The organism is Lactobacillus sp. LL6 (genome assembly GCF_007570935.1).
Classification (GTDB): Bacteria; Bacillota; Bacilli; order Lactobacillales; family Lactobacillaceae; genus Lactobacillus.
On sequence record NZ_VLLR01000001.1, the window covers coordinates 1,012,290 to 1,035,989 of the forward strand.

The following is a 23,700-nucleotide window of genomic DNA, read 5'->3' on the forward strand; positions in this document are numbered from 1 at the left end:
ATAAATAACATTTAATAAAAGACACTAGAATGCTTAGTTAGAAAATAACCTAAGTTATAAATCACTTACTTTTTGTTATTTAACTTTTTCTTATCTAGACAGCTTATTTAATCCTGGTACTCTATTCTATGTAAAGAAAAACAGACTACTTAACTCATAAAAAGTGTGACTATCTTTTCTGAGTATAAAAAACATAACACAGTATTTATTTAAATAGAGGGATTAGGAAATTGAAAAAAGAATTTAAATTTTTAGCTATATTTGGCATTGTTGCATCATTTGCTGGTTTTTCAGGAAATATTAATAATGGACATCTAATTAATATTAAAACAGAAACCGTCCAAGCAGCTGTTACTTCTTCTATTACTTTACCCAAGTCAGCGGGATATACTAAAAGCAATATTTTAAGAGAAAATGAAGGCACCATTTCTAAAGCTAATCGCAATAAACTTATTAAAGGTTCAATTGCTGGTATGAAAGAAAATAAGTTTATTGATACTGATACTAGTGATAATCGGAGCGTTGATGTTCTTCATTTGAGTCATTCAGATCAAGTTGAAATTAGCAAATATACCCTATCTTTAATCAATTCTGCTCGTCGTCAAATGGGAAAAAGAGATTGGACATATAGCGACAATGCTTTAAAGTTTGCCAATCGTGTAGCGCTTGAATACACTAATAATAATAAATCTTGTTGGGATCCCGATCACTATGTTGCTGGTATTAAGCGTGCTGCTAAAGCATCTGGACTTTCTACAATTGGTCAAGTATACGAAGATGAATCCGGCCTTCCAATCACCAGTGAATACAATGGTCATACCCGAACTATGAAAGTTTTAAAAGAACAAATTTATTTTAATGTTAAACAAATGCTCTTTGGCGGTTTTTATGGTTCCGACAATCAAATGAATGATGCTTCAAGATATGTCGAATGGGAACATGCTGGAGACTTACTTGGACTTCGGAGCAAGTATGACGCTAAAACCAAACTTTTTGGTGTAAGTTTTAGCAGTTTAAAAGATGACGACTCCAAAATTAGTGTCCATATGATTGGAGTGGCTAAGCGCTATATTAAGAACTACAAAAAATTTAATAAGTAGATTATATTTTTATAATTAAAAAGTTCAGAAATCGAATTTTCTGGGCTTTTTTTATTAAAATTATTGCTTTTTTGCCTCTTCAAATAGTATATTTATATAAGAAAAATTTTATATACCGTTTGTTTTTTTAGAAGAGGTGGATTTATTGTATTTAGCCATTAACATAGCCGGTCTCTTAATTTTTCTCCTTATTGGCTGGTTGTGCTCAAAGGATAAAAAGTCAATCAACTGGCGTGGTGTAATCACAATGATTATATTTAACGTTGTTCTCGCCTGGTTTTTGACTAGTTTTTCAATTGGTCGTGCAATCGTTAGCGGTGCAGCAACAATGTTTGATCAATTAATGCAAGTTGCATATCAAGGAATCAAATTTGCTTTTCCAAGTGCTGTTGAGACTAAGCAAATGGATTGGTTCTTCCAAGTTTTAATGCCAATTTTAATGATTGTTCCATTATTCGACATTTTAACTTACATCGGCATTCTACCATTTATTATTAAATGGGTAGGTAAAGGATTATCATGGCTTACAGGACAGCCTAAATTTGAATCATTCTTTGCAGTTGAAATGATGTTTTTAGGAAATACCGAAGCTCTAGCTGTTTCATCACTTCAACTAAAAAAAATGAATGCTCAACGTAATCTTACATTAGCCATGATGTCAATGAGTTGTGTTACTGCATCAATTATTGGTTCTTACACTGAAATGATGCCTGCACAATACATTTTGACAGCAATTCCAGTCAATGTAATTAACGCTTTAATTGTTACTGCCTTGTTAAATCCTGTTAAAGTACCTAAAGAAGAAGATACTATTGCCACCATGGGAAGTTCTGAGGCGGTTGCTGAAGAAGAAATTGGAGATGTAGATAAAAATGGCAAGCCTAAAAAAGAACCTTTCTTTTCTTTCTTAGGAGATTCCATTTTAGGAGCAGGAAAATTAATTTTAATTATTACTGCTAATGTCGTTGCATTTGTTGCTTTAGCTGCTCTTATCAACAAAGTTTTAGGATTGATTAATCCTTGGCTGTCACTTGAACACTTATTGGGAATTGTAATGTATCCATTTGCATGGTTAATGGGATTATCTCACGAAAATGCTTTCCAATTTGCTCAATATATGGGAACTAAATTAGTTACTAATGAATTCGTTGTTATGGGTCAAGTAACTAAAACTATCCATACTTTTAATCCTCACTATCAAGCAGTACTTACTGCATTTGTAACAAGTTTCGCTAACTTCTCAACTTTGGGAATGATCATTGCAGCTTTTAAAGGAATGGTAAGTAAGGAAAAGAATGACTTAATTTCAAAAAATGTAATTTACTTATTAATTTCTGGAATTTTAGTATCATTATTATCCGCTGCGATGATTGGATTATTTGTTTGGTAAACATAACTAAACAAAAAGCACATTTTCTATTATGAAAAATGTGCTTTTTATATTGATTAATTATTTTATCTATTTTGATGATTCATTCTCTTAGCAAAGAAATCACCTACAACTTGAACAATGAAAATTAAAATAACTACTAAAACTGTAGCTACAATAGTTACATCACTATTGAAACGATTATAACCATATGAAATAGCAGTGTTTCCAAGACCACCAGCTCCAATAGCTCCAGCCATTGCTGTAAGTCCAATCAAACTAATGATAGTTACAGTTGATACCCTGATAAGTTCTGAACGAGCTTCACGAATATATACATCAAATATGATGTCACTAGTTGTTGCTCCTAAACTTTCAGCAGCCTCAATTTTACCAGTATCTACACTTTCAAGCGCTACTTGAACTTGTCTTGCATAAAACGGAAACACTCCCAAAGTAAGTGGCACTAAAGCTGCTTTCATACCAATTTGCGTACCAACGATTTTTTGAGTTACTGGTGCAATAAAGGCCATTAAAATAATAAACGGAATAGCTCTAAAGATAGATACAAGTTTATCGCAAACATTAAACCAGAACTTATTTGGTCGAACGCCACCTTCTTTAGTTAAAACTAGAATCACTCCAAAAACAATTCCTAAAACTCCTCCAAAAATAGCTGACCAAAATGTCATGAATAATGTCTGAAAAATACTGGTTCCCCAGCCAGCATCTCCACCCCAACCTAGCTGAGCAACATTTGGCAAAAATTTATCTATCCAATTAATCATATACATTCCCCTTCTCATCTAAACGCGTAATTGTGACATTTTGTTTTTCTAAGAATTCACGTGCTTTTTCTTGTGTTTTTGAATCCCCTTTAATTAATACGACTAAGGTACCAATCGGCTCATCATTTAATAATTCCACATTTCCATAAAGCATACTTGCTTCTGCTCCTATTTTGCGATAAAGCTCTATGATAATAGATTTTGTAACATTTCCAATACTATATACTAATTGATAAATAGCTTCATTTTTACTTAAGCGATCAATGTCCAGAGAATTTAAAGTAGAGATTGCTTCTAAAGACCCTCCAACAAATTTCTTAGTAAGTTCTTTTTTAGGATGAAGGAAAATTTGTCGTAAGCTCCCTCGCTCAATTACACGTCCTTTTTCCATTACTGCTACCTTAGTACAAATTTTCTTAACGGCATCCATTTCGTGAGTAATTAATACTACTGTAAGACCCAATGTTTTATTTAATTTTTTAAGCAATTCCAAAATTTGTTGTGTATTTTGTGGATCTAAGGCACTCGTTGCTTCATCAGAAATTAAGATATCTGGTTGATTAGCTAATGCTCTAGCAATTGCGACACGTTGCTGCTGTCCACCGGATAGTTCAACTGGATAAAAGTCAGCCTTATCTTTTAAATCTACAAGTTCTAGCAATTCTAAAGAACGTTTTTCTAATTCTTCATCACTAAGACGAGCATGTTTTAAAGCAAAAGCTACATTTTCTAAAACTGTAGTTTCATTAAGTAAGTTAAAGTGTTGAAAAATCATACCAATTTTTCGACGTTCAAGCTGTAATTTCTTATTTGAAATAACTTGCTTTCCATTTTTTATAAATTCCACACCATTAACGGTAATATCGCCAGCGCTGGGTTTTTGAAGCAAATTGATAGTTCTCACTAAGGTTGATTTACCAGCTCCAGAAAAGCCAACAACTCCATAGATGTCTCCTTTTTCAATTTCTAAAGAAACGTCTTTTACAGCTTTTACAACTTTCTTTTTTTGATAAAAATCAACATCTACATTCTTAATATCAATAATTCCCATTCTTTTTCAACTCCTTTTATTTCAACTTAATATCCCAAGCTGCTACTTGCTTATTGCCATAAAACTTGTGATATAACTTTTTAGTTGCTTGTGTTTGATATGCCTTAACAACATCTTGATAAATTTTATTATGTTCTTGATCCTTTTTAACACATATAATATTAATCCATTCTTCTGAATCTTTATTAACAGGTTCAGTATAAATCGTTTGTTTATCAGTTAAGCCTGTAGGTCCAGCATAGTCATTATTAACAACAGACGCATCTACTGATGATAAAACACGCCCAGTTTGTTCAGCATTAACTTCTTTAATTTTAAAATCATGAGGGTTGTTCACAATATCGGCTACTGTTACTAATTTTTTGTTTTTTCTTAAAGAAATTAATCCAGCATTTTTTAAAACAAATAATGCTCTCGATTCATTAGTTGCATCATTTGGTATAGCAATAGTTGCACCATCAGGTAAATCGCTTAACTTGTGATACTTTCTTGAATATAAGCGAATGGGAGCAATATAAGTTTTACCAATTGCAACTACACCACCTCCATTTGATTGATTCCAAGATTTCAAGAAAGCATAGTGTTGAAACGAATTTAAATCAACATCCCCACTTTTTAAAGCTTTATTAGGTTGATTATAGTCAGTAAAGTTTTTAGTTTGAACAGTAATGCCATATTTTTCTTTGGCAGTTTTAGCAACGCTTTTCCAAATGGCTTCTTCTTGCTTACTCTCACCGACAATTCCAACTGTGACCACTTTAGCTTCTGATTTAGTATTGATTCCTGGACCGAAACTAAACCATCCTGCTACTAAAATTACAACTGCAATTATCGACCAAATAATTGTATTTCTTCGTCTTCTCTTTCTCATATTCAATATCCTCCGTTTTTTTGTATTAAAAAAGCACCCATCCTTTAATCAAGGACGAGTGCTCGTGTTACCACCTTTAATTCAGTTATTGCTCACGCAATAACCCTCACTAGCTACAAAAATAGCCTGCAATTATAACGGCTGCAAACCCGCTCTAGGCTTCTAAAAGTCACCTATAGTCATCATTCCAAGCCCATATTCACTAGTATTTGCTTGACGACTTTCACCACAATATCGCCTCTCTTTAAAAGTAAATAGTTAGCTACTCAGCTTTTCAAGATGTGTTTTATTATTTGTTGTAAATTAATTTATCATCTAGATTTAATCTTGTCAATAAAAAATTTAATTTTTTAAGCAGTTTGTTTTTTTCCACGCTCATACGCCTGTTTCAACTCACTTAAAGTAGTGCTTTGACCTTTTTGATCATAAACTACAAACATTTCGCTAACTCCATCCATAATTTTCGACAACCAACGAAAAACTGTCGTTGCAGCGAAAAACAATACTAATAAAATAAAAATTACTTTTGGAGTAACCATTTTCAAAGCAAAAAGCCTTGGTAGAAAAGCTATTGATAAAATAACACACGCAAGTGATAGCATCATCACACTAAATCGGAATTTATTAAGCGGAGCTGAAATATGATACATTACCATCATCCCTACAGCAATTAACAAAATAGTTGCTGTCGTTCCTACTTGATCATGATCCAAATCCATGTATAAGCCCACCATAACCATCACACTAACTGTAAGCATATCTGTTATACCGCCCGGAATTGACTTTGCTAAAACATTTGGAATAAACTGGCCCCTAATTCGATTATGATTGCTTTCTAACGCCAATAAAAATGATGGCATTCCAATTGTAAAGGCTGAAATTAGAGTTATTTGTGCCGGCTGCAAAGGATAATTGATAACCATAATCAAAGAAAAAATTGCCATTAAAAAACTAAAAATATTTTTAACTAAAAATAAACTAGCAGATCTTTGAATATTATTTACTACTCTTCGACCTTCATTAACTACCATCGGCATTTTAGCAAAATTAGAATCAAGCAGCACAACTTGGGAAGCTTGAACTGCGGCACTATTACCTGACGCCATAGCAATTGAACAATCAGCTTTTTTCATAGCTAAAATATCGTTAACTCCATCCCCAGTCATAGCTACAGTATTGCCTGCTTTTTGTAAGGCTATAATAAATTTTCGTTTTTGTTCTGGTTTTACCCGACCAAAAATAGCATATTTTTTAACAGCTTCTTCATACTCATCATCTTTAATAGTTTGTGCATCAATATATTTATCCGCATTTTTAATCCCTGCTTGCTTAGCTACACGAGCTACAGTAATAGGATTATCACCAGAAATAACTTTAATATCTACTCCTTGCTTTACAAAATATTCAAAAGTTTCCTTGGCTTCTTTTCTAATCGGATTAGATAATAATATATATCCTAAAACTTCTACATTTTTAACTAGTTGCGAATTTTCTTCGCTTAAAATTTCTGGATACTTTGCAACAATTAAGATTCGATATCCTTGAGAAGCGTATTTTTCAAATTCTGTTTTATAGTCATTAAATTGAGTACGCAAAACCATTTCTGGAGCACCGATTATTAATGTATAATCATCAAAAACTACTCCGGAATATTTATTTACTGAAGTAAAAGGAACAATACCGTTAGCAATTTTTCCAGTTCCTTTACTAAAATAATTACTAATTGCCTTCATCGTTATATTATCAGCAGGCATGTTCTGAGCAAAATCACCAATTACTTGATTTAAATTATTAATTTTAATATTTTGTGACTTAATAACTTTCTCTACTGCCATTTTAGGTTCAGTAATTGTTCCTGTCTTATCAACACATAAAACATTCACTCTAGCTAAGGTTTCAACACTTTTCATATCATGAAGCATTACCTGCTTTTGCGCAAGACGAGTTGCAGCTAGAGCTAAAGCAATTGTAGTCAATAAATAAAGTCCCTCTGGAATCATACCAATAATTGCGGCTTCCATAGAAACAACGCTTCGTTCAATACCTGAATGATTAAAGAAGTAACTCTGGCTAAAAAGTGCAATTCCTAATGGAATAATTATTATTCCGACCCATTTGACTAAACGATTAATAGCCTGAACCATTTTAGACTGTTCGGTAGTTCCCATTTCTTTAGCCTTCATGGTTAATTTAGAAATATAAGATTCTTTCCCCACTTTTTCCAATTGCATATATGCAGTTCCAGAAACGACAAATGATCCTGACATCAAATTAGAGCCCACTGCTTTAACAATTTCATCAGATTCACCAGTTAAAAGTGCTTCGTTAACTCGAATATTTCCTTTAACCACTTCACCATCAGCAGGAATTTGATCCCCAGTTTGTAATTTAACAATATCATTTTTAACTAATTCTTCAATTGGAATCTCAGTTTCTTTTCCATCACGTATTACAATAACTTCTGTCGCATTCATTACATTAAGATTGCTTAATATTTTTTTAGCACGAATTTCTTGTACAATCCCAATCACAGTATTCAAAATAATTACTGGCAAAAATGTCAAATCACGATATGCACCTACCATAATTAAAAGAATTGACAACACTAGAAAAATCAAATTAAAGTAAGTAAAAACATTCTCACCGATTATTTGACCAGTTGTTTTAAATTGATCATCAACAGCTTTGTTCACATGTCCTTGAGAAATTTGTTCATTTACTTCTGCTTGAGTTAATCCCGTTTTTATATTGGTTCTTTTAAAATTCATATCTAACTCCGTTATCCAATTTTTTATATATTATAACGGAAAAATAAAAGAATCTCGTTAATAACGAAATTCTTTTACAAAATATTAATTAAGCTGCAGCTTGGTGTGACTTAAATTTATGGATGATACCCATATGCCAGTCAAAGACGCCATAGCTGACAATAATTTGTCCAACGACTGCCCACCATAGCCAGGCGGTATTCATTGCGGCAACAATCAGCATAATAAAGATTGCAATATCTATCAGTAAGATAATGCCAGAATAAATAATTTTATCCATGATCTTTGTCCTTTCTAACATAAGTTAAAAATGAATAAGCATATTCATTTTTATTATCCGCTTCATGTTTTTCTTCTTTGATTAAAACAAACTTTGAGTAATCAATCTGCGGCATTACCGTATCTGCCTTAAAACTAGCATCTATTGCTGTTTTTTTCAAACAATCAACCTTATCAAGTAGTATTTTAAATATACTTACTCCGCCAATTGCACAAATATCTTCATCATTATTTTTTTCTAAATATGTATATAATTCTTTTTTATTTAAAAAGACAGTTACTTGCTGATTATCTTTATACTTATTCTTAAAATCTTGACTATGTGTCAATACTAAATGATGACGTCCAGGTAAAATATGAGGTAAACTGTCAAAAGTTTTTCTTCCCATTAATATTGGATGACCCATTGTTTGACTTTTAAAATATTTTAAATCAGCAGGTAAATGCCATGGTAAGCGTCCTTGATAACCAATTTGATGTTTTTTATCTTCAGCCCATACATACGTTATCATATTTTTCCCCTTAAACAGCTACTGGAGCCTTAATTGTAGAATGATGTTTATAATCAATTAATTTAATATCGGACATTGCGAAATCTTTAATGTTACTTTTATCAGGATTGAGCCAAAGCTGCGGAGAATCGTATGCATTTCGTGATAACAATTCATTTACTTGATCAAAATGATTACTATAAATATGAGCATCTCCCAATGTATGAATAAATTCACCAACTTCCAATCCTGTTTCTCTAGCAATCAAATGTAACAATAAAGAATAGCTTGCAATATTGAAAGGTACTCCCAAAAACATGTCCCCACTTCTTTGATAAAGTTGTAGACTTAATTTTCCTTCAACAACGTAAAACTGAAAGAGAACATGACAAGGTGGCAAAGCGCTGGTTGGAATGTCTTCCGGATTCCAAGCTGATACTATTAATCGTCTTGAATCTGGTGTTTTTTTAATTTGATCAATTACATTTTGAATTTGATCAATAAACCCACCTGCACGTTTTTGCCAATGACGCCATTGTGCACCATAAACATTTCCTAAATTTCCATACTTTTGTGAAAAGTTTTCATCATCAAGAATCTTTTGATTGAATTTTTTCATTTCTTCTTGATAAATTTTTTTAAATTCTGGATCTTTTGCAGCTCTTAAACCAAAATCAGTCATGTCCGGGCCTTGATATTCATTACTGGTTACCCAATTTTTAAATGCCCATTCATCCCAAATATGATTATTATGTTCCAGCAAAAAGCGAATATTAGTATCTCCCCGCAAAAACCATAACAGCTCACTTTTAATTAAACCAAAAGGCACCCGCTTGGTAGTCAGAATTGGAAAGCCTTGAGATAAATCAAAGCGCATCTGCGCACCAAATAAACTGCGAGTGCCTGTTTGTGTTCGGTCCATTTTTTCATGACCGTCAGTCATAATTTTTTGTAACAGTTCAAGATATGGTGTTTCTAAAATAGCCATTAGTAAGTCCTCTTTCTTTAATAGTTTACTTAATAGACTACCACATCTTGTAGAGTTAGATAATACAAACTCAAGATTTTGTGTTTTCACCACGGTGACGAACTAGATATACTATTGCCGCCGCAATCAATACCAAAGCGCCAGCTAAAACAGAAATTCTAGTATCTGGGTTGATAAACATAAATACTACGATTACTAAAAGCATTAAAAATGCAAAATAATTAGAAAATGGATATAGTGGTAACTTAAATGGATGTTTTTCCATAATATCTTTATTGTGGCGACGGAAACGTAATTCCGCTAATAAAATTACAAACCATGGAACCATTCCAGGTAAAACGGATGAACTAAAAACAATTACAAACAAATCACTTGCTGAATGGTTGTATTGTGATGCAATTGTATTTATGATAAATCCAATAAAAATACCGCCAGAAATTCCCATAATTGCACGATCTGGAACAATTCTCTTAGAAATATGCTTAAAAATCTTTGGAGCATCTCCATCATGGGATAACTTAAACAACATTCTACTTGAGGAATAAATTCCAGAGTTTGCCCCAGACAAAGCTGCTGTTAAAACAACAAAGTTAATAATTGAAGCTGCTGCGGTAATACCCACTTTTGCAAAAGTAGTTACAAATGGTGAACCAATACTATCTAGCTTATTCCAAGGATAAATAGTAACAATTACAAAAATTGCTCCTACATAAAAGATTAAGATTCTAAGTAAAACCGATTTAACACTTTTTACAATTGCTTTTTGTGGTTGAGCAACTTCACCTGCAGAAATTCCTAATAATTCAATTCCTTCATATGAACCAACGATAATTGACATCGAGAAGAAAAATCCTTTAACCCCTCCAGTAAAGAAGCCACCATGGCTCCATAAGTTACTAAAGCCCGTTGGTTTTCCTCCATTACCTAAACCAAAGAAAATCACAATGAATCCTAAAATAATCATTAAGATAATGGTTACAACTTTAATCATTGCAAACCAAAATTCAAGTGATGCATATGCTTTAGCACTAGCTAAGTTAGCCAAAAGTAAAAATGCAATGATAATGATTCCTGACCAAAGTGCGCTGATATTTGGCCACCAATATTTAAGATATTCCGTTGCAGCAACAACTTCTGACATCCCTACAACAATATATTCAAAAACATTTGCCCACTCGGCCATATAACCAGCCAAGGGATGCACATATTCTGTAGCATAATCTGCAAATGAGCCAGTTCCTGGATTAATATAAAGCATTTCTCCAAGAGCTCGCATAACAATGTACAAAATCAGCCCTACAAACATATATGCTAGCAAAACAGAAGGGCCAGTCCATTTAATGGTTGAAGTAGATCCCATAAATAAACCAACTCCAATTGCTCCCCCCAAAGAAATCATTTCCATTTGACCAGCAGTCATGGTTCGTTTTAACTTAGGAATTGTCCTTTTTTCTTCCATAAAAATCTATCCTTATTATTAAATTTTTCAAAACACGATTTATTAAATCTTTAATATTTTATTATGGATATTAACATTTTTCAAGGTCAATCAAAAAAACTAGTCATGAAATAAATCGGCTAGTTTTTTCATTCTTAATTAATGCTACTTTCTCTTAGGATCAAATTGGTATCCATCACAATTTTATATGGAACTTTTATTCCATCACTAAGCAAGTCTTGTAGAATTTTCATCCCTGCTCTACCCATTTCTTGAGTATTAACATGCACACTGCTTAAGGACGGATTTGCAAACTCAGCTGCTGTTGTATCATTAAACGAAATAATACTTATATCTTCTGGTACTTTTATATTTGCTTCACGAAAAGCTTTTAAAGCTCCAATAGCCATTGCATCATTAGAAATTACTAAAGCATCTGGAATATTTTTGCTTTTAATCATTTCTTGCATAGCCTGGTAGCCAGAATCAGGGGTAAACTTTCCAACATACACATTATTTTTATCATAAAGATTTTTACTTTGCAGATATTTTTTATATCCTTGGAAGCGAAAATCTAATAAGTTATCTTTGTCATAATCATTGTGCAAGTCTCCAGCCAACATTCCAATTTTAGTTTGCCCATGATTTAAAAAATGATCAATTACTTCAATGATTGATGAATGAAAATCTGAAATCACACAACATTCCCCTTGCTGCAATGTATCTTCATCCACAAAAACCAAAGGTTTAGCTGCAGTTTTAATTTTATTTAAACGCACCTGCGAATATTGAGAGTACCCAATTGCAACAATTGCAATACTTTTATCTAATGAATCTAAACTATCCGACTCATAATATACTTGAACTCGATATCCTAATGCTTTTGCTTGATCTTCAATTCCTGTTCTAATTGAATAATAGTATAAATCTTTGATTTCTTGCTCTCGATCACACCATAATACAATTGCTATTGTTTTAAGATTAGTTTTTCTAACTTTTTTATTTTTTTGATAATGTAATTCTTCTGCTATTTGAAAGATTCTTCTTTTTGTTGAATCATTAACAGCCAGATTTTTATCATAATTTAAAACTCGTGAAACAGTTGCCGGTGAAACCTTTGCCTTAGCTGCAATATCTTTAATTGTCGCCATAATCTTCCTCGTTTTATTAATTTACTAAACAAGTTACAATTTTACCATTTTAATATTTACTAGCAACAATTTTATTTTTCTTATATTTAATACTTTAAAAATAAAAACACCTTGGTACATAAATTGCACACAAGGTGTTTTAACAGCATTAATCTAAGGAGTGTACAGGATTTGAACCTGCGCGCCAAGGAATACTCGGTTCGCCGGATTTCGAGTCCGGTGCATTACCACTCTGCCAACACTCCACAACTGCTTCAATTATATCAATTATTTTAAATATCGCAAGTAAATTATTGCTTTCTCTTCTAATTAGTCTATGATAGTTTTTAGTGTTGTAGGTATTTTAGAAAGTGTGACAAACCTATGTGTACATCTATAATTTTTAGTCCAAATAAGCATTATTTTGGTCGTAATTTTGACTACGAAATTTCATATGGTCAAGAAGTTGCTATCACTCCTAGAAACTTTAACTTAGAATTTCGCAAACTCAAAAACATTCAAACTCACTATGCAATAATTGGAATTGCTGATGTAGCTGATAACTATCCTCTTTATTTTGATGCTGCAAATGAAAAAGGTCTTGGAATGGCAGGCTTAGCGTATGCTGGGAATGCTTATTATCAAGAAGAAATTCCTGGAAAAGACAATGTTACTTCTTTTGAAATTATTCCGTGGATTTTAGGACAGGCACAAAACATTGATGAAGCAAAAAATCTTTTAAAAAATGCAAACGTTGTTAATATTAGTTTTACAAAAAATATGCCTACTTCTCCTCTTCATTGGTTACTCGCTGACAAAAGCGGCAAATCAATCGTAGTTGAGCCAGACAAAGATGGTTTACATATTTATGATAATCCAGCTGGAGTTTTAACTAATAATCCAACTTTCCCTAAACAATTATTTAACTTAAATAATTATCAAGAAGTTTCACCAAGTGTTCACAAAAATACATTAGCACCAGGATTAAAGTTAGACAACTATAGTCGTGCTTTAGCTTCACACAACTTACCTGGTGGGATGGATTCATCTTCTCGTTTTGTAAGAGCAACTTTTGCTAAATTTCATGCTCCTACTAATTCAACTACTGAGGAAGAAACTGTTAATAATTATTTTCATATTTTACATGCAGTTGAACAACCGAAAGGATTAGATGAAGTCGCGCCTAATAGTTATGAATATACTATTTATACCGACTGCGCTAATTTAGAAGATGGTTTATTTTACTATACCACATATGATAATAAACAAATTAATCAAGTAAACATGAATAAAGAAAATTTAGATTCTTCTAATTTGATCTGCTATAAAATGAATGACAAAATAAAATTTAATAAGCAAAACTAATTATTAAATTTTAATCAAGAAACTACTATCTGCGATTTTTCCTGTTAAAATATCCAGTAGAACTATATTTTAGGTATAGATTGAGGATTTAATTTTGGAAAACTTTAGTTGGATAGTAGTTTTATTTTCAGCTATTTTACTATTAATTTTGATTTGTGCTATTAAATACTCTCGTCTTTTCAATCTGTATGATCATATGCTCCATCATAAACTTGTACATAAGCGTGATGGTTTTGGCTGGCAAGTAATAGCATTTTTAAACGATCCAAAATTAATGGTAATTTGGGCTGTTTTATTAGCAAGTGTATTATTAAATAATGACGAAGTAATTTCTGCTCTATGGGTTTTGGCAACTTTAGGATTTGCAGATGCAGCAGGAATTGTTTTAAAAAAATATATGCATCGTCAGCGCCCTTATAAACATTCAGCACTTGAAAATGGCTACAGCTTCCCTAGCGGCCATGTTCTTGGTGCTACTACAATGGGTTTGATTTTATTACAATTATTTGGTCCTAAATATGGGATAGGCTTTATTTTTTTATTAATAGTAATTTGGATGATGGTAGTAATATCAAGACTTAGCTTAAAAGCCCATTATCCATCAGATATTATTGGTGCAACAAGTTTAGCAATTTGTTGTTTTAGTATTACAACTCAAATTTTTATAGGGATATTTTAAAAGGCAACTAGTAAACTAGCTGCCTTTTATTTTATTCATGGAATCCAACCATTAGTCCCCCTTCTTCTGCATAAAAACTGCATAAGCCTAAAGTTGGTCGAATGGTTACTTTAGCATCAGGAAACTTTTCTAAAATTTTTTCTTTTAGAATTTGAGCATCCTTTTTATTTTTACATTCATCAATAATCACTTCCCCACCTTGGTAATTCATATCCTCCATTTGTTTTAGCACTTCTTTAAGTGCACGTTTCATTCCACGAGTTTTTGCAAGAGGTTCTAACTTACCATCTTTGTTAGCAGTTCCGACAATTTTTATATTCATCATTTTAGCAATTTTAGCAACTGCTGGTGACACTCTTCCATTTAGGGAGAGATTATGAAGCGATTGCAAAACAAATACCAAGTGAGTTTTCAATCTTAATTCGGCAATTTTTTGTTCTAAATCAACAAAACGGATTTTTTCATTTAATAATTTTTTTATTCCATCTAAAATTATTGCCAATTCAGGACCAGCTGAACGTGTATCAACCACAATGACCTTACTAGTTGGATGACGCTCTTCATATATATTCTTAGCTTGCAGAGCTGAGGAGTAACTACCGCTCATACCACTAGTTAAAGTTAAAATGATAGCTCGTTCACTACCTTCTAAAGCGTGGAGCCAATCATCAATACTTGGACAAGAGCTTTTTCCAGCTTCATTGTTGCTTTGCATCTCTATTAAAAAATTATTCAAATCGAGATTTTCATTATCACGAAATTCTTTTCCATTAAAAGAAACGGTTAACGGAACAACATATAAGTTATTTTCTGCGTTAGTTTTTTCATTTGAACTAGAATCTAAAATTAAACGTACTTTTTCCATAATTAAATCCTTAGTAAATAATTAGTGTACTTTATCACTTTATGTATATCATAACGCAAATTTATTTGCAAAGAAATTGCACTTTAACAAATTTTAAGATGTAAACCGCTTTCAATAGTTTACACAATTAAAAAGTTAGGCTAAAATTTGTGTTGTAACTAAAGAGCAAGTTGCTCTGGATGATGCAACTATAATTTTAATTAATATTGCATCATAAATATTTAGGAGGTTTTTTGATGTTAAAATCAGTCATTGAAAATGTTCATGCACTTGAAATTTTTGACTCACGTGGTAACCCAACTGTTGAAGTTTTTGTTACCCTTTCAAACGGTGTCGTAGGTAAGGCTGAAGTTCCTTCAGGTGCTTCAACTGGTGAAAACGAAGCTGTTGAATTACGTGACGGTGATGATCGTCTTGGTGGTAAAGGTGTTATGAAGGCTGTTAACAACGTTAACACTGAAATTAACAAGGCTTTGAAGGGTATGGACCCACACGACCAAGCAAACATTGACGCTACTATGATTGCTTTAGATGGTACTGACAACAAGGGTCGTCTTGGTGCTAACGCAATCTTGGGTGTATCTATGGCTACTGCTGCTGCTGCTGCCAAGGATACTCACCAACCATTGTACCGTTACCTTGGTGGTACTGACCTTGAAATGCCACAAACTTTCCACAACGTTATCAACGGTGGTGAACACGCTGACAACGGTATCGACATTCAAGAATTCATGATCACTCCAGTTGCTAAGACTTCATTCCGTGATGGTTTCGAAAAGATCGTTAACGTATACCACACTTTGAAGAAGGTTCTTGAAGACATGGGTTACGAAACTGGCTTAGGTGATGAAGGTGGTTTCGCTCCTAACATGAAGAACTCTGAAGAAGCTTTGAAGGCACTTCACGAATCAATCATCAAGGCTGGTTACAAGCCAGGTGAAGATATCGCTATTGCATGTGACTGTGCTGCTTCATACTTCTACAACAAGGAAGATGGTAAATACCACCTTGAAGGTAAAGTTCTTACTGACGAAGAATTGGCTGACTACTACGACAAGTTGCTTGACGAATTCCCAGAATTAATTTCTATGGAAGACCCATACGACGAAAACGACGTAGAAGGTATGGTTAAGTTTACTCAAAGCCACAAGGACCGTATCCAAATCGTTCTTGATGACTTCATTTGTACTAACCCTAAGCTTTTGAACAAGGCTATTCACGAAGGTGCTGGTAACGCTTCACTTATCAAGTTGAACCAAATCGGTACTGTTACTGAAACTCTTGAAACTATTCGTCTTTCACGTAAGAATGGTTACAACACTATGATTTCTCACCGTTCAGGTGAAACTGGTGACACTTTCATCGCTGACTTTGCTGTTGCTATCAACGGTGGTCAACTTAAGACTGGTGCTCCAGCTCGTTCAGAACGTGTTGAAAAGTACAACCGTTTGCTTGAAATCGAAGAAGAACTCGGTAAGGGCGAACGTTTGGCATTCTTCCCAGACAACGTTGACTTAGACTAATTTTAACGTTAGTTTAAACCGCATGAAAAAAGCTCGCATAGCGAGCTTTTTTTGTTTCCTAAAATAAATTAATAATTCGTCTTACTAATGGTGAAATCTGCCCTTTTCGCCAAACTAGTTCTAGGTGAGTTTGCCAATTAACATGTTTTACTGGCACATGACAATCTGGTGCATACAAGTTAGCAATTGATTCAGGTACAAGAGCAACCCCCATCCCCTTTTGTGCCCAAAGTATTGCAGTACGGGAGTCATCACATTTAACTGCATAAAAAGGATTTAACCCTTGATGAGTAAAACTTTCATTAAAAATATTTTCAAATCTTCTATAAATTATTAAAGGTTCTTTTGCCAACTCTTTCAAAGTAATCTCTTGTTTATTTAAAATTGTAGGATCAATTGTTATTGCCATCATTTTTTCATTGGTAATAATTTTACTATCAAGTCCACGTCTATTAAATGGCGTACGTACGATTCCTAAATCAATAGTATTATTGGCTAATTTTTCTAAAACACCAAATGTATTTTCTTCATAAATATCAAAAGAAATATTAGGATAAAACTTTGTTAATTGTTTAAATTTATCCGATGGTAACTCACCTACAGAAGAAGATGCCGAACCAATTTTTATAGTTCCAAACTCTCCTTCTGCAGTTCGTTTAACTTGATTTTTAGCTGTTTCTGCTAAACCAACAATTTTTTCAGCATAAGATTGTAATTCATTTCCTGCATCCGTTAATTCTATTCCATGTGCAGTACGAACAAACAATTGAACACCTAATTCTTTTTCCAATTGTTTCAGCTGATAACTTAACGGTGGTTGTGCAATAAATAAACGCTTGGCTGCAGCAGTAATTTGTTTTTCTTCAGCTACTGCTAAAAAATAGCGTAATTGCTTTAAATTCATAAAATTATTTTCTCTGCCCTCTATTATTAAATATTTGTATAATGTTTATATTAATGAAATATTTCCTTGTTTGCAATATCTATGCTACCTTAGATTAGGTTACTTAATAAGAAAGGGAGTTAAAAATGGCTGAAAAAATTCATGGTTTAAGCCAACTTGAAGCAGAAAAATTACTTCAAAAAAATGGATTAAATGAAGTTCCTGAGCCAAAGTATAATTTTTGGAAAGAATTTGCCGGAAAACTTTGGAACTTATCTGCTTGGATTCTAGAAGGAGCATTAATTCTTGAATTTATCTTAGGCAAAAGAATTCAAGCACTCTTTGTTTTAGCAATGTTGCTTTTTGCAGCTTGGAATGGTGCTTCTAAGAAGAAACAATCCAGACGAGTTTTAGATGATATTTCTCATCAATTGACCCCTACCGTTGCAGTAGAACGTGATGGCAAATGGATCAAACTTAATTCTAAAAAATTGGTAGTAGGAGATTTAATTAGTCTTCAGCGAGGAGATGTAGTCGCTGCAGACGTAAAAATCATCTCTGGAGATATGGCTTTTGATGAAAGTTCAATTACAGGTGAATCTAAACCTGTAAAAAAACACATTGATAGTGAAGCCTATGCGGGAACCACAGTTGTTGAAGGAAATGGCCTTGCAATTGTTACCGCAACTGGTAAAAACTCTAGAAGTGGTAAAACAATTAATTTAATTAATAATTCTGCTGCACCTGGTCACTTACAACAATTACTCACTAAAATAATTTACTATCTTTGCCTTTTAGATGGTGTTTTAACTTTAGTAATTATTATTGCTAGCTTCATTAAAGGTGGAGATTTTGCAAACTTTATCAATATGTTGCCATTCTTGGCAATGATGTTTATTGCTTCTATCCCTGTAGCAATGCCATCAACTTTTGCACTGTCTAACTCTTTTGAAGCTACTCGCTTAAGCAAAGAAGGAGTTTTAACTGCTGATTTAACTGGAATTCAGGATGCAGCTAATTTAAACTTATTACTTCTCGATAAAACCGGTACAATTACTGAAAACAAAACTAGTGTAGCTAGCTGGAATAACTTTTCTAACTTGAGTGATAGTGAAATTCTTACTTTAGTTTCTGCAGCAGTAGATCAAAGAAATAAAAGTATCATAGATGTTGCTCTTGATGAATATATCCTATCTAAAGGACTTGCAATTAAAAGTCCTGAAACGTTTGAGCCATTTACTTCAAATACTGGTTATTCAATGGCAGAAGTAAATGGTCATAACATTAAATTAGGAAGCTTTAAGCAACTATCGTTAATTGACAAAGATGCCGAAATTAAAACTGCGAACATTGATTTTAAAGCTGGTCGATCAGTAGCTGTTTTAATTGATAATAAGTTAGCTGGAGTTTTCATTTTACAAGATAAAGTTAGAAAAGATTCAAAAAAGGCACTAAATGAACTTAAAAAGCGTGGTATTCACCCCATTATGCTTACTGGTGATAACCAAAGAACTGCAGCTGCTGTAGCTAAACAAGTAGACTTAACCGGAGAAGTAATTTCAATACATGATTTTAATGATGAAGTTGATATTAAAAATCTAGCCGGAATTGCAGATGTATTACCAGAAGATAAATTGAAAATGGTTAAATTCTTCCAAGAAAAAGGTTATATTGTTGGAATGACTGGAGATGGTGTGAATGACTCTCCTGCTCTAAAACAAGCTGAAGTTGGAATTGCAGTATCAAATGCTGCCGATGTTGCAAAACGTTCAAGCAAAATGGTGCTTCTTGATGATGGTTTAACCTCAATTATTAAAATTTTAGATGCTGGTCACCGTGTATATCAAAGAATGACCACTTGGTCATTAACTAAACTTGCCAGAACGGCTGAATTAACCATGCTATTAACTTTTGGATATCTCTTCTTTGGATATTTGCCTATGGCTCTTAATGCAATGGTTATTTACACTATCATGAACAACATGGTAACTATGATGATTGGTACTGACCGTACGCATATCACTTATAAACCAGAAAACTGGAATATGGCACGTCTTGCTAAAATTGCCTTTTCATTAGCAGCTGGTTGGACAATTATTGGTGTTGGTTTTGTTTGGTATTTAAATACACATGGTTGGAGTCATGGAACTGTTTCAACAATGGTTTATGTTTATCTTGTCTTAAGTGCGATGTTAATTGTTTTAATTACTAGAACTCGTAAATACTTCTGGCAAGATCACCCTTCTAGATTAGTTGGTATCGTTCAAGTTGCCGATGTTGGCATTACCTTTATTTTGGCACTTTGTGGAATTGCAATGGTAAAAATCTCATGGGACAATCTTTTAATTACTATTGTAATTGCTCTAGTTGCTGCTATTATAATTGACTTGATTTATCAACCAATCATGAAAAATAGATAACTAATGAAAAGAAGGTGAATAATTACATCTTCTTTTTTTGTTGGTAAATTTTAGGTAAAATAAACTTTAACAGTATATTTTTAAGGGGGAAACTTATGATTTGGACATGGGATGTAATTCGACGAATTATTGAGATTTTATGGATAATCAATATCGGGTTTGCTATATGGACAGTATTTCGTTCAAGACGAGATATTGCCTCTACTTGGGCATGGCTGTTAGTGTTGTCTGTATTTCCAGGAATTGGTTTTATCATCTATCTGTTTCTTGGGAGACAGCTTTCACATGATGAAATTTTTGCTATTAAAGACGAGCAAAAAAGAATCCAAAATCATTATTTAAAAAAGCAACGCGAATTATTAAGAAAGCATGACCTTTTACCAAAAGAGGATCAAAAACCGCGAGCTCGAATGCTTACAGATTTAAATTTAAATAATGATGGAGCAATTTTAACTTTTGATAATGATGTAGAAATTTTCACTGATGGCCCTACATTATTTGACAATATTATTAATAATATTAATAAGGCAAAAGAATTTATTGATGTAGAATTTTACACTTTTTATTCTGATAGTTTAGGTAAACGTGTTTTAAGCGCGTTAGAGCACGCTCAAAAGCGGGGAGTTCAAGTACGCATACTTTATGATGTTGATGGCTCGCGTGGTACTAGACCTCGATTTTTTGATAAATTACGCAAATTAGGTGGAGAAGCACAACCATTTATCTCTAGCTCTAGTAAATACAAAATTCGTACACCACGAATGAATTATCATCTGCACCGTAAATTAATAATTATTGATCGTAAAATAGGCTATATTGGTGGTTTTAATATTGGAGATCAATATATTGATAAATCAGCTAAATTTGGTCACTGGCGTGATACCCATTTGAGAGTTGTAGGACAAGCACCAATTATGATGGAAGTAAGATTTGCGATGGATTGGAATACTTCTTGTCGTAAATCTCACCTGCCAAAATATAATCTAGGCTATTTGAAAAACCTAGATATTATTCCCCCTACTTCTTCAGACCAAGTAGCAATGCAAATCGTTTCTTCTGGACCAGATAATCAAAATTTTGCTATTCGTCGAGCTTATGAAGGAATTATTGCAACGGCAAAAAAATATATTTATATTCAAACACCATACTTAATTCCTGAAAATTCCATTCTTGAAGCTTTAATTGTTTCCGCAAAAAGCGGAGTTGATGTAAGAATTATGGTTCCAAGTATGCCTGACCATCCATTTGTATATCGAGCAACTGAATATTATGCAAAATATTTAACCGAAAATGGTGTAAAAGTATACAAATATGATAATGGCTTTATTCATGCAAAAACTATGGTCAGTGGCTCAAATATTTCATCAGTTGGTTCTGCCAATCAAGATTACCGCAGTTATAGTTTAAACTTTGAAGTTAATAGTTTTAATTATAGTCCGCAGCTTACAGCTAAATTAAAAGCTATTTTTGAAGAAGATTTAAAAGAATCTACTTTAATGACCAATGAATACTTTGATAAGCAATCCAATTGGCGAAAATTTAAGCAATACTTTTCAAGACTATTATCTCCAATTTTATAATTCGCTATTAAAAAAGATTCACGCAAAAATGCGCGAATCTTTTTTACTTATTTAATTGCTCATAAACATAAGAAGTTTCATCTGGGCGATAAACTCCATGAAGAGTACCAACTCTGGTAAAGCCCATCTTATCAATCAAATGTTGCATGGCTTTATTATCTTCATGAGTATCAATTCTGATTGAATCAATATCTTGACGATTTTGTTTAATATAATTAATAACCTCAGTTAATAATTTAGTAGCGTAGCCTTTACCAGCATGATTTGAATGAATTGCAACACGGTGAATTACTAAGTATTTATCAGTATCAAGCTGCCACTTACCGTCAAGCTTATCATAGGAATGGTCTGGAGATGGCACAATTGAAATTGCGCCAACAGTTTCTTCATCCTTAGAAACTGCTAAATATGCCCAACCATTTTCAATATCTTCTTTTATTTGATCAGGAGAAGGATAATCCCCTTGCCATTGTTCAACTCCACGCTCGGCTAATTGATTTGCACCATCCTTTAAAATTGTCATAATCTGATCAAAATCTGCCATAGTAGCTTGTCTAAGTTTCAAAATTGTCATCTCCCTTATTTATTAACTCTATTATTGTACACAAAACTTATTTACTTGTAAAAAGAAAGTACTTAAAATTTAATTTATTTTATAAATAATTTTCTTCTAAAGCCATAAAAATCGTTACAATCAATAAATCTGCACATCCACCTATGCTATAATTATTTTTCTTAAAAATCAGACTTAATTGATTTAAATATTTTCTTCCTTGAATTGTTTGACTGCCTCCTTTATCTAAATAGAGTTGAGATACTTGATGCAACCAAGCAAGTTTTTTAGCATCCCCTGAGCGCTTAATAAAGGTAGTATCATCAACTTTAGTAGCTAAAAGCATTAATGTATCTAATAGCTGCTCATTCAGCTTACCTGAAGCATTTTTTAGGTATGGTAAAGAATCATATTCAACTACCGGATACCCATCTTGGGCTAATTGTCGCACACCTCCTAATTTATATTTCAAGTATTGTTTTTCACCTGCAGTTATATTTTGATAATCAATTTTAGTAAAATCATTTTTAACAAGATTATGGCACATTTTTCTTATTACATTAAAAATATTAACATTATTTTTCTTGGCATAACTTTGAGCACAAACAAAAATCCCTAATGAAAAAATTGCTCCCTTATGAGTATTTATTCCGTTAGTTGCATCTAACATATCTTTTTCAGCAGCAATACCTGCTTGACGAAGTTCAGCAAACATTTTAGTTAAATCATCTTCAATAAAGTTTTCACCAATATTGGCCGCATTTTCTAAATATGGCTCTAAGGCCAAACTAGAATCAATAAAGGTATAAACATTCATATCTAAGTGGGATCCATTATCAGCTGGGTCAACTAATCCCGGCTTAGGTAAAGCAACAACTTCATATAAGAGAGCTTTTAAAGCATTATTTACTATTTTTTTCATATTTTCTCCAAAAATAAAGCCCCAAGAGTATCTTCTTGAGGCTTTATTATTAAATTTCTGTTGATTATTTAAGCACCATGATATTGAACTAAACTAAAAATGTCAAGTCCTGGTAACTTTTCACGACCCTTAAGGTCAGGCAATTCAATATAAAATGCTGCACCTACAAGCTCACCGCCAAGATTTTCAATTAACTCTTTTGAAGCTCTTAAAGTACCAGCAGTTGCAAGCAAGTCATCACAAAGTACTACTCTTTGTCCTGGCTTAATAGCATCTTTATGCATTTCCAAACTGTTAGAACCATACTCTAAGTCATAAGAAGCACGTTCAACCTCTCTTGGCAACTTATGTGGCTTTCTAGCAGGGACAAATCCTAAACCAAGTTCTGTTGCAACAGGACATCCTACAATAAAACCACGCGCTTCTGGTCCCACAATTACATCAGCTTTTCGACTCTTAGCATATTCTGCTAATTCATGAGTTGCTGCACGGAATAAGTCTCCATCTTGCAAAATAGGTGTAATATCACGAAAGACGATGCCTTTATTAGGAAAATCTTGAACGCTTGCAATGTGTTCACTAAAATCAATTGCCATAAGAAGAAAAACCTCCATTAATCTTTGTGTTTAATTCTAAA

Annotated in this window: 21 protein-coding genes, 1 tRNA gene and 1 other annotated feature; of the genes, 7 read left to right on the forward strand and 15 right to left on the reverse strand. The window is 33.0% G+C overall.

Annotated features, from left to right (window positions below; all coding sequences use genetic code 11):
- Nucleotides 1–230 precede the first annotated feature (230 nt).
- Entirely contained in the window at nucleotides 231–1,100 is an 870-nt protein-coding gene (locus FOD82_RS05010) for an SEC10/PgrA surface exclusion domain-containing protein (protein ID WP_144355383.1), read from the forward strand.
- A gap of 145 nt (nucleotides 1,101–1,245) precedes the next feature.
- Nucleotides 1,246–2,490: a nucleoside transporter C-terminal domain-containing protein gene (locus FOD82_RS05015; protein ID WP_144355384.1), complete on the forward strand. Its 1,245-nt coding sequence runs from the start codon at nucleotides 1,246–1,248 to the stop codon at nucleotides 2,488–2,490.
- Between the two features lie 65 nt (nucleotides 2,491–2,555).
- Here the strand turns inward: FOD82_RS05015 and FOD82_RS05020 are convergent, their stop codons facing one another.
- The 10 genes from FOD82_RS05020 to FOD82_RS05065 all read right to left on the reverse strand — a co-directional run bounded on the left by FOD82_RS05020 (nucleotide 2,556) and on the right by FOD82_RS05065 (nucleotide 12,539).
- Nucleotides 2,556–3,257, reverse strand: coding sequence for a methionine ABC transporter permease (locus tag FOD82_RS05020; RefSeq protein ID WP_144355385.1), 702 nt, complete (start codon nucleotides 3,255–3,257; stop codon nucleotides 2,556–2,558).
- On the reverse strand, nucleotides 3,250–4,308 hold the full coding sequence (locus tag FOD82_RS05025) for a methionine ABC transporter ATP-binding protein (RefSeq protein WP_144355386.1): 1,059 nt from the start codon (nucleotides 4,306–4,308) through the stop codon (nucleotides 3,250–3,252). The genes FOD82_RS05020 and FOD82_RS05025 overlap by 8 nt, the downstream gene beginning before the upstream one ends.
- A gap of 16 nt (nucleotides 4,309–4,324) precedes the next feature.
- On the reverse strand, nucleotides 4,325–5,179 hold the full coding sequence (locus FOD82_RS05030) for a MetQ/NlpA family ABC transporter substrate-binding protein (protein WP_144355387.1): 855 nt from the start codon (nucleotides 5,177–5,179) through the stop codon (nucleotides 4,325–4,327).
- 47 nt (nucleotides 5,180–5,226) lie between these two features.
- Nucleotides 5,227–5,466: a binding site (T-box leader), on the reverse strand.
- 63 nt (nucleotides 5,467–5,529) lie between these two features.
- A complete protein-coding gene (locus tag FOD82_RS05035; RefSeq protein WP_144355388.1) occupies nucleotides 5,530–7,947 on the reverse strand; it encodes a cation-translocating P-type ATPase in 2,418 nt (805 codons plus the stop codon).
- Nucleotides 7,948–8,035: 88 nt separating this feature from the next.
- On the reverse strand, nucleotides 8,036–8,227 hold the full coding sequence (locus FOD82_RS05040) for a hypothetical protein (protein ID WP_144355389.1): 192 nt from the start codon (nucleotides 8,225–8,227) through the stop codon (nucleotides 8,036–8,038).
- On the reverse strand, nucleotides 8,220–8,738 hold the full coding sequence (locus FOD82_RS05045) for a dihydrofolate reductase (protein WP_144355390.1): 519 nt from the start codon (nucleotides 8,736–8,738) through the stop codon (nucleotides 8,220–8,222). Before FOD82_RS05045 ends, FOD82_RS05040 begins: the two co-directional genes overlap by 8 nt.
- 10 nt (nucleotides 8,739–8,748) lie before the next feature.
- Complete coding sequence (locus tag FOD82_RS05050) at nucleotides 8,749–9,705, reverse strand: thymidylate synthase (RefSeq protein WP_144355391.1); 957 nt, start codon at nucleotides 9,703–9,705, stop codon at nucleotides 8,749–8,751.
- Nucleotides 9,706–9,775: 70 nt separating this feature from the next.
- The gene (locus FOD82_RS05055; protein WP_144355392.1) at nucleotides 9,776–11,164 is read right to left on the reverse strand and encodes an amino acid permease; all 1,389 of its coding nucleotides are present in this window, start codon (nucleotides 11,162–11,164) and stop codon (nucleotides 9,776–9,778) included.
- A gap of 134 nt (nucleotides 11,165–11,298) precedes the next feature.
- Complete coding sequence (locus FOD82_RS05060) at nucleotides 11,299–12,294, reverse strand: LacI family DNA-binding transcriptional regulator (protein ID WP_144355393.1); 996 nt, start codon at nucleotides 12,292–12,294, stop codon at nucleotides 11,299–11,301.
- Nucleotides 12,295–12,450: 156 nt separating this feature from the next.
- Nucleotides 12,451–12,539: transfer RNA gene (locus FOD82_RS05065), tRNA-Ser, on the reverse strand.
- A gap of 118 nt (nucleotides 12,540–12,657) precedes the next feature.
- On the opposite strand from FOD82_RS05065, the gene bsh reads away from it, so the two are divergent.
- Nucleotides 12,658–13,638, forward strand: coding sequence for a choloylglycine hydrolase (bsh, locus tag FOD82_RS05070; RefSeq protein ID WP_144355394.1), 981 nt, complete (start codon nucleotides 12,658–12,660; stop codon nucleotides 13,636–13,638).
- A gap of 94 nt (nucleotides 13,639–13,732) precedes the next feature.
- The gene (locus FOD82_RS05075; protein ID WP_242450200.1) at nucleotides 13,733–14,317 is read left to right on the forward strand and encodes a phosphatase PAP2 family protein; all 585 of its coding nucleotides are present in this window, start codon (nucleotides 13,733–13,735) and stop codon (nucleotides 14,315–14,317) included.
- A gap of 31 nt (nucleotides 14,318–14,348) precedes the next feature.
- On the opposite strand, the gene FOD82_RS05080 is transcribed toward FOD82_RS05075, so the two are convergent.
- Nucleotides 14,349–15,182 (reverse strand): DegV family protein, encoded by an 834-nt coding sequence (locus FOD82_RS05080; protein ID WP_144355395.1) that lies wholly within the window; start codon nucleotides 15,180–15,182, stop codon nucleotides 14,349–14,351.
- A gap of 236 nt (nucleotides 15,183–15,418) precedes the next feature.
- On the opposite strand from FOD82_RS05080, the gene eno reads away from it, so the two are divergent.
- On the forward strand, nucleotides 15,419–16,705 hold the full coding sequence (gene eno / locus FOD82_RS05085; protein WP_144355396.1) for a phosphopyruvate hydratase: 1,287 nt from the start codon (nucleotides 15,419–15,421) through the stop codon (nucleotides 16,703–16,705).
- A 58-nt stretch (nucleotides 16,706–16,763) separates the two neighbouring features.
- On the opposite strand, the gene FOD82_RS05090 is transcribed toward eno, so the two are convergent.
- Nucleotides 16,764–17,609 carry a LysR family transcriptional regulator gene (locus FOD82_RS05090; protein ID WP_144355397.1) on the reverse strand — a complete coding sequence of 282 codons (846 nt, stop codon included), beginning with the start codon at nucleotides 17,607–17,609 and terminating at the stop codon, nucleotides 16,764–16,766.
- Between the two features lie 125 nt (nucleotides 17,610–17,734).
- Here FOD82_RS05090 and FOD82_RS05095 point away from each other — a divergent pair, with 125 nt between their 5' ends.
- Both FOD82_RS05095 and cls read left to right on the forward strand, forming a co-directional pair.
- Nucleotides 17,735–20,008: an HAD-IC family P-type ATPase gene (locus FOD82_RS05095; protein WP_144355398.1), complete on the forward strand. Its 2,274-nt coding sequence runs from the start codon at nucleotides 17,735–17,737 to the stop codon at nucleotides 20,006–20,008.
- A gap of 95 nt (nucleotides 20,009–20,103) precedes the next feature.
- A complete protein-coding gene (gene cls / locus FOD82_RS05100) occupies nucleotides 20,104–21,588 on the forward strand; it encodes a cardiolipin synthase (protein ID WP_144355399.1) in 1,485 nt (494 codons plus the stop codon).
- Between the two features lie 43 nt (nucleotides 21,589–21,631).
- Here cls and FOD82_RS05105 read toward each other — a convergent pair whose 3' ends face one another.
- From FOD82_RS05105 to FOD82_RS05115, 3 genes are all read right to left on the reverse strand, one after another.
- Nucleotides 21,632–22,162 carry a GNAT family N-acetyltransferase gene (locus FOD82_RS05105; RefSeq protein WP_144355400.1) on the reverse strand — a complete coding sequence of 177 codons (531 nt, stop codon included), beginning with the start codon at nucleotides 22,160–22,162 and terminating at the stop codon, nucleotides 21,632–21,634.
- 79 nt (nucleotides 22,163–22,241) lie between these two features.
- Nucleotides 22,242–23,063 (reverse strand): triphosphoribosyl-dephospho-CoA synthase CitG, encoded by an 822-nt coding sequence (gene citG / locus FOD82_RS05110; RefSeq protein ID WP_144355401.1) that lies wholly within the window; start codon nucleotides 23,061–23,063, stop codon nucleotides 22,242–22,244.
- A gap of 68 nt (nucleotides 23,064–23,131) precedes the next feature.
- Nucleotides 23,132–23,659, reverse strand: a complete 528-nt coding sequence (locus FOD82_RS05115; protein WP_144355402.1) for an adenine phosphoribosyltransferase — start codon at nucleotides 23,657–23,659, stop codon at nucleotides 23,132–23,134.
- Between the last annotated feature and the right edge of the window lie 41 nt (nucleotides 23,660–23,700).

Coding starts and splice junctions, on each gene's coding strand:
- citG (WP_144355401.1), bottom strand. CDS start 23,063: ATGAAAAAAATAGTAAATAATGCTTTAAAAGCTCTCTTATATGAAGTT.
- FOD82_RS05045 (WP_144355390.1), bottom strand. CDS start 8,738: ATGATAACGTATGTATGGGCTGAAGATAAAAAACATCAAATTGGTTAT.
- FOD82_RS05030 (WP_144355387.1), bottom strand. CDS start 5,179: ATGAGAAAGAGAAGACGAAGAAATACAATTATTTGGTCGATAATTGCA.
- FOD82_RS05090 (WP_144355397.1), bottom strand. CDS start 17,609: ATGAATTTAAAGCAATTACGCTATTTTTTAGCAGTAGCTGAAGAAAAA.
- FOD82_RS05050 (WP_144355391.1), bottom strand. CDS start 9,705: ATGGCTATTTTAGAAACACCATATCTTGAACTGTTACAAAAAATTATG.
- cls (WP_144355399.1), top strand. CDS start 20,104: ATGATTTGGACATGGGATGTAATTCGACGAATTATTGAGATTTTATGG.
- FOD82_RS05105 (WP_144355400.1), bottom strand. CDS start 22,162: ATGACAATTTTGAAACTTAGACAAGCTACTATGGCAGATTTTGATCAG.
- FOD82_RS05025 (WP_144355386.1), bottom strand. CDS start 4,308: ATGGGAATTATTGATATTAAGAATGTAGATGTTGATTTTTATCAAAAA.
- FOD82_RS05080 (WP_144355395.1), bottom strand. CDS start 15,182: ATGGAAAAAGTACGTTTAATTTTAGATTCTAGTTCAAATGAAAAAACT.
- FOD82_RS05055 (WP_144355392.1), bottom strand. CDS start 11,164: ATGGAAGAAAAAAGGACAATTCCTAAGTTAAAACGAACCATGACTGCT.
- FOD82_RS05040 (WP_144355389.1), bottom strand. CDS start 8,227: ATGGATAAAATTATTTATTCTGGCATTATCTTACTGATAGATATTGCA.
- FOD82_RS05095 (WP_144355398.1), top strand. CDS start 17,735: ATGGCTGAAAAAATTCATGGTTTAAGCCAACTTGAAGCAGAAAAATTA.
- FOD82_RS05115 (WP_144355402.1), bottom strand. CDS start 23,659: ATGGCAATTGATTTTAGTGAACACATTGCAAGCGTTCAAGATTTTCCT.
- FOD82_RS05035 (WP_144355388.1), bottom strand. CDS start 7,947: ATGAATTTTAAAAGAACCAATATAAAAACGGGATTAACTCAAGCAGAA.
- FOD82_RS05060 (WP_144355393.1), bottom strand. CDS start 12,294: ATGGCGACAATTAAAGATATTGCAGCTAAGGCAAAGGTTTCACCGGCA.
- eno (WP_144355396.1), top strand. CDS start 15,419: ATGTTAAAATCAGTCATTGAAAATGTTCATGCACTTGAAATTTTTGAC.
- bsh (WP_144355394.1), top strand. CDS start 12,658: ATGTGTACATCTATAATTTTTAGTCCAAATAAGCATTATTTTGGTCGT.
- FOD82_RS05020 (WP_144355385.1), bottom strand. CDS start 3,257: ATGATTAATTGGATAGATAAATTTTTGCCAAATGTTGCTCAGCTAGGT.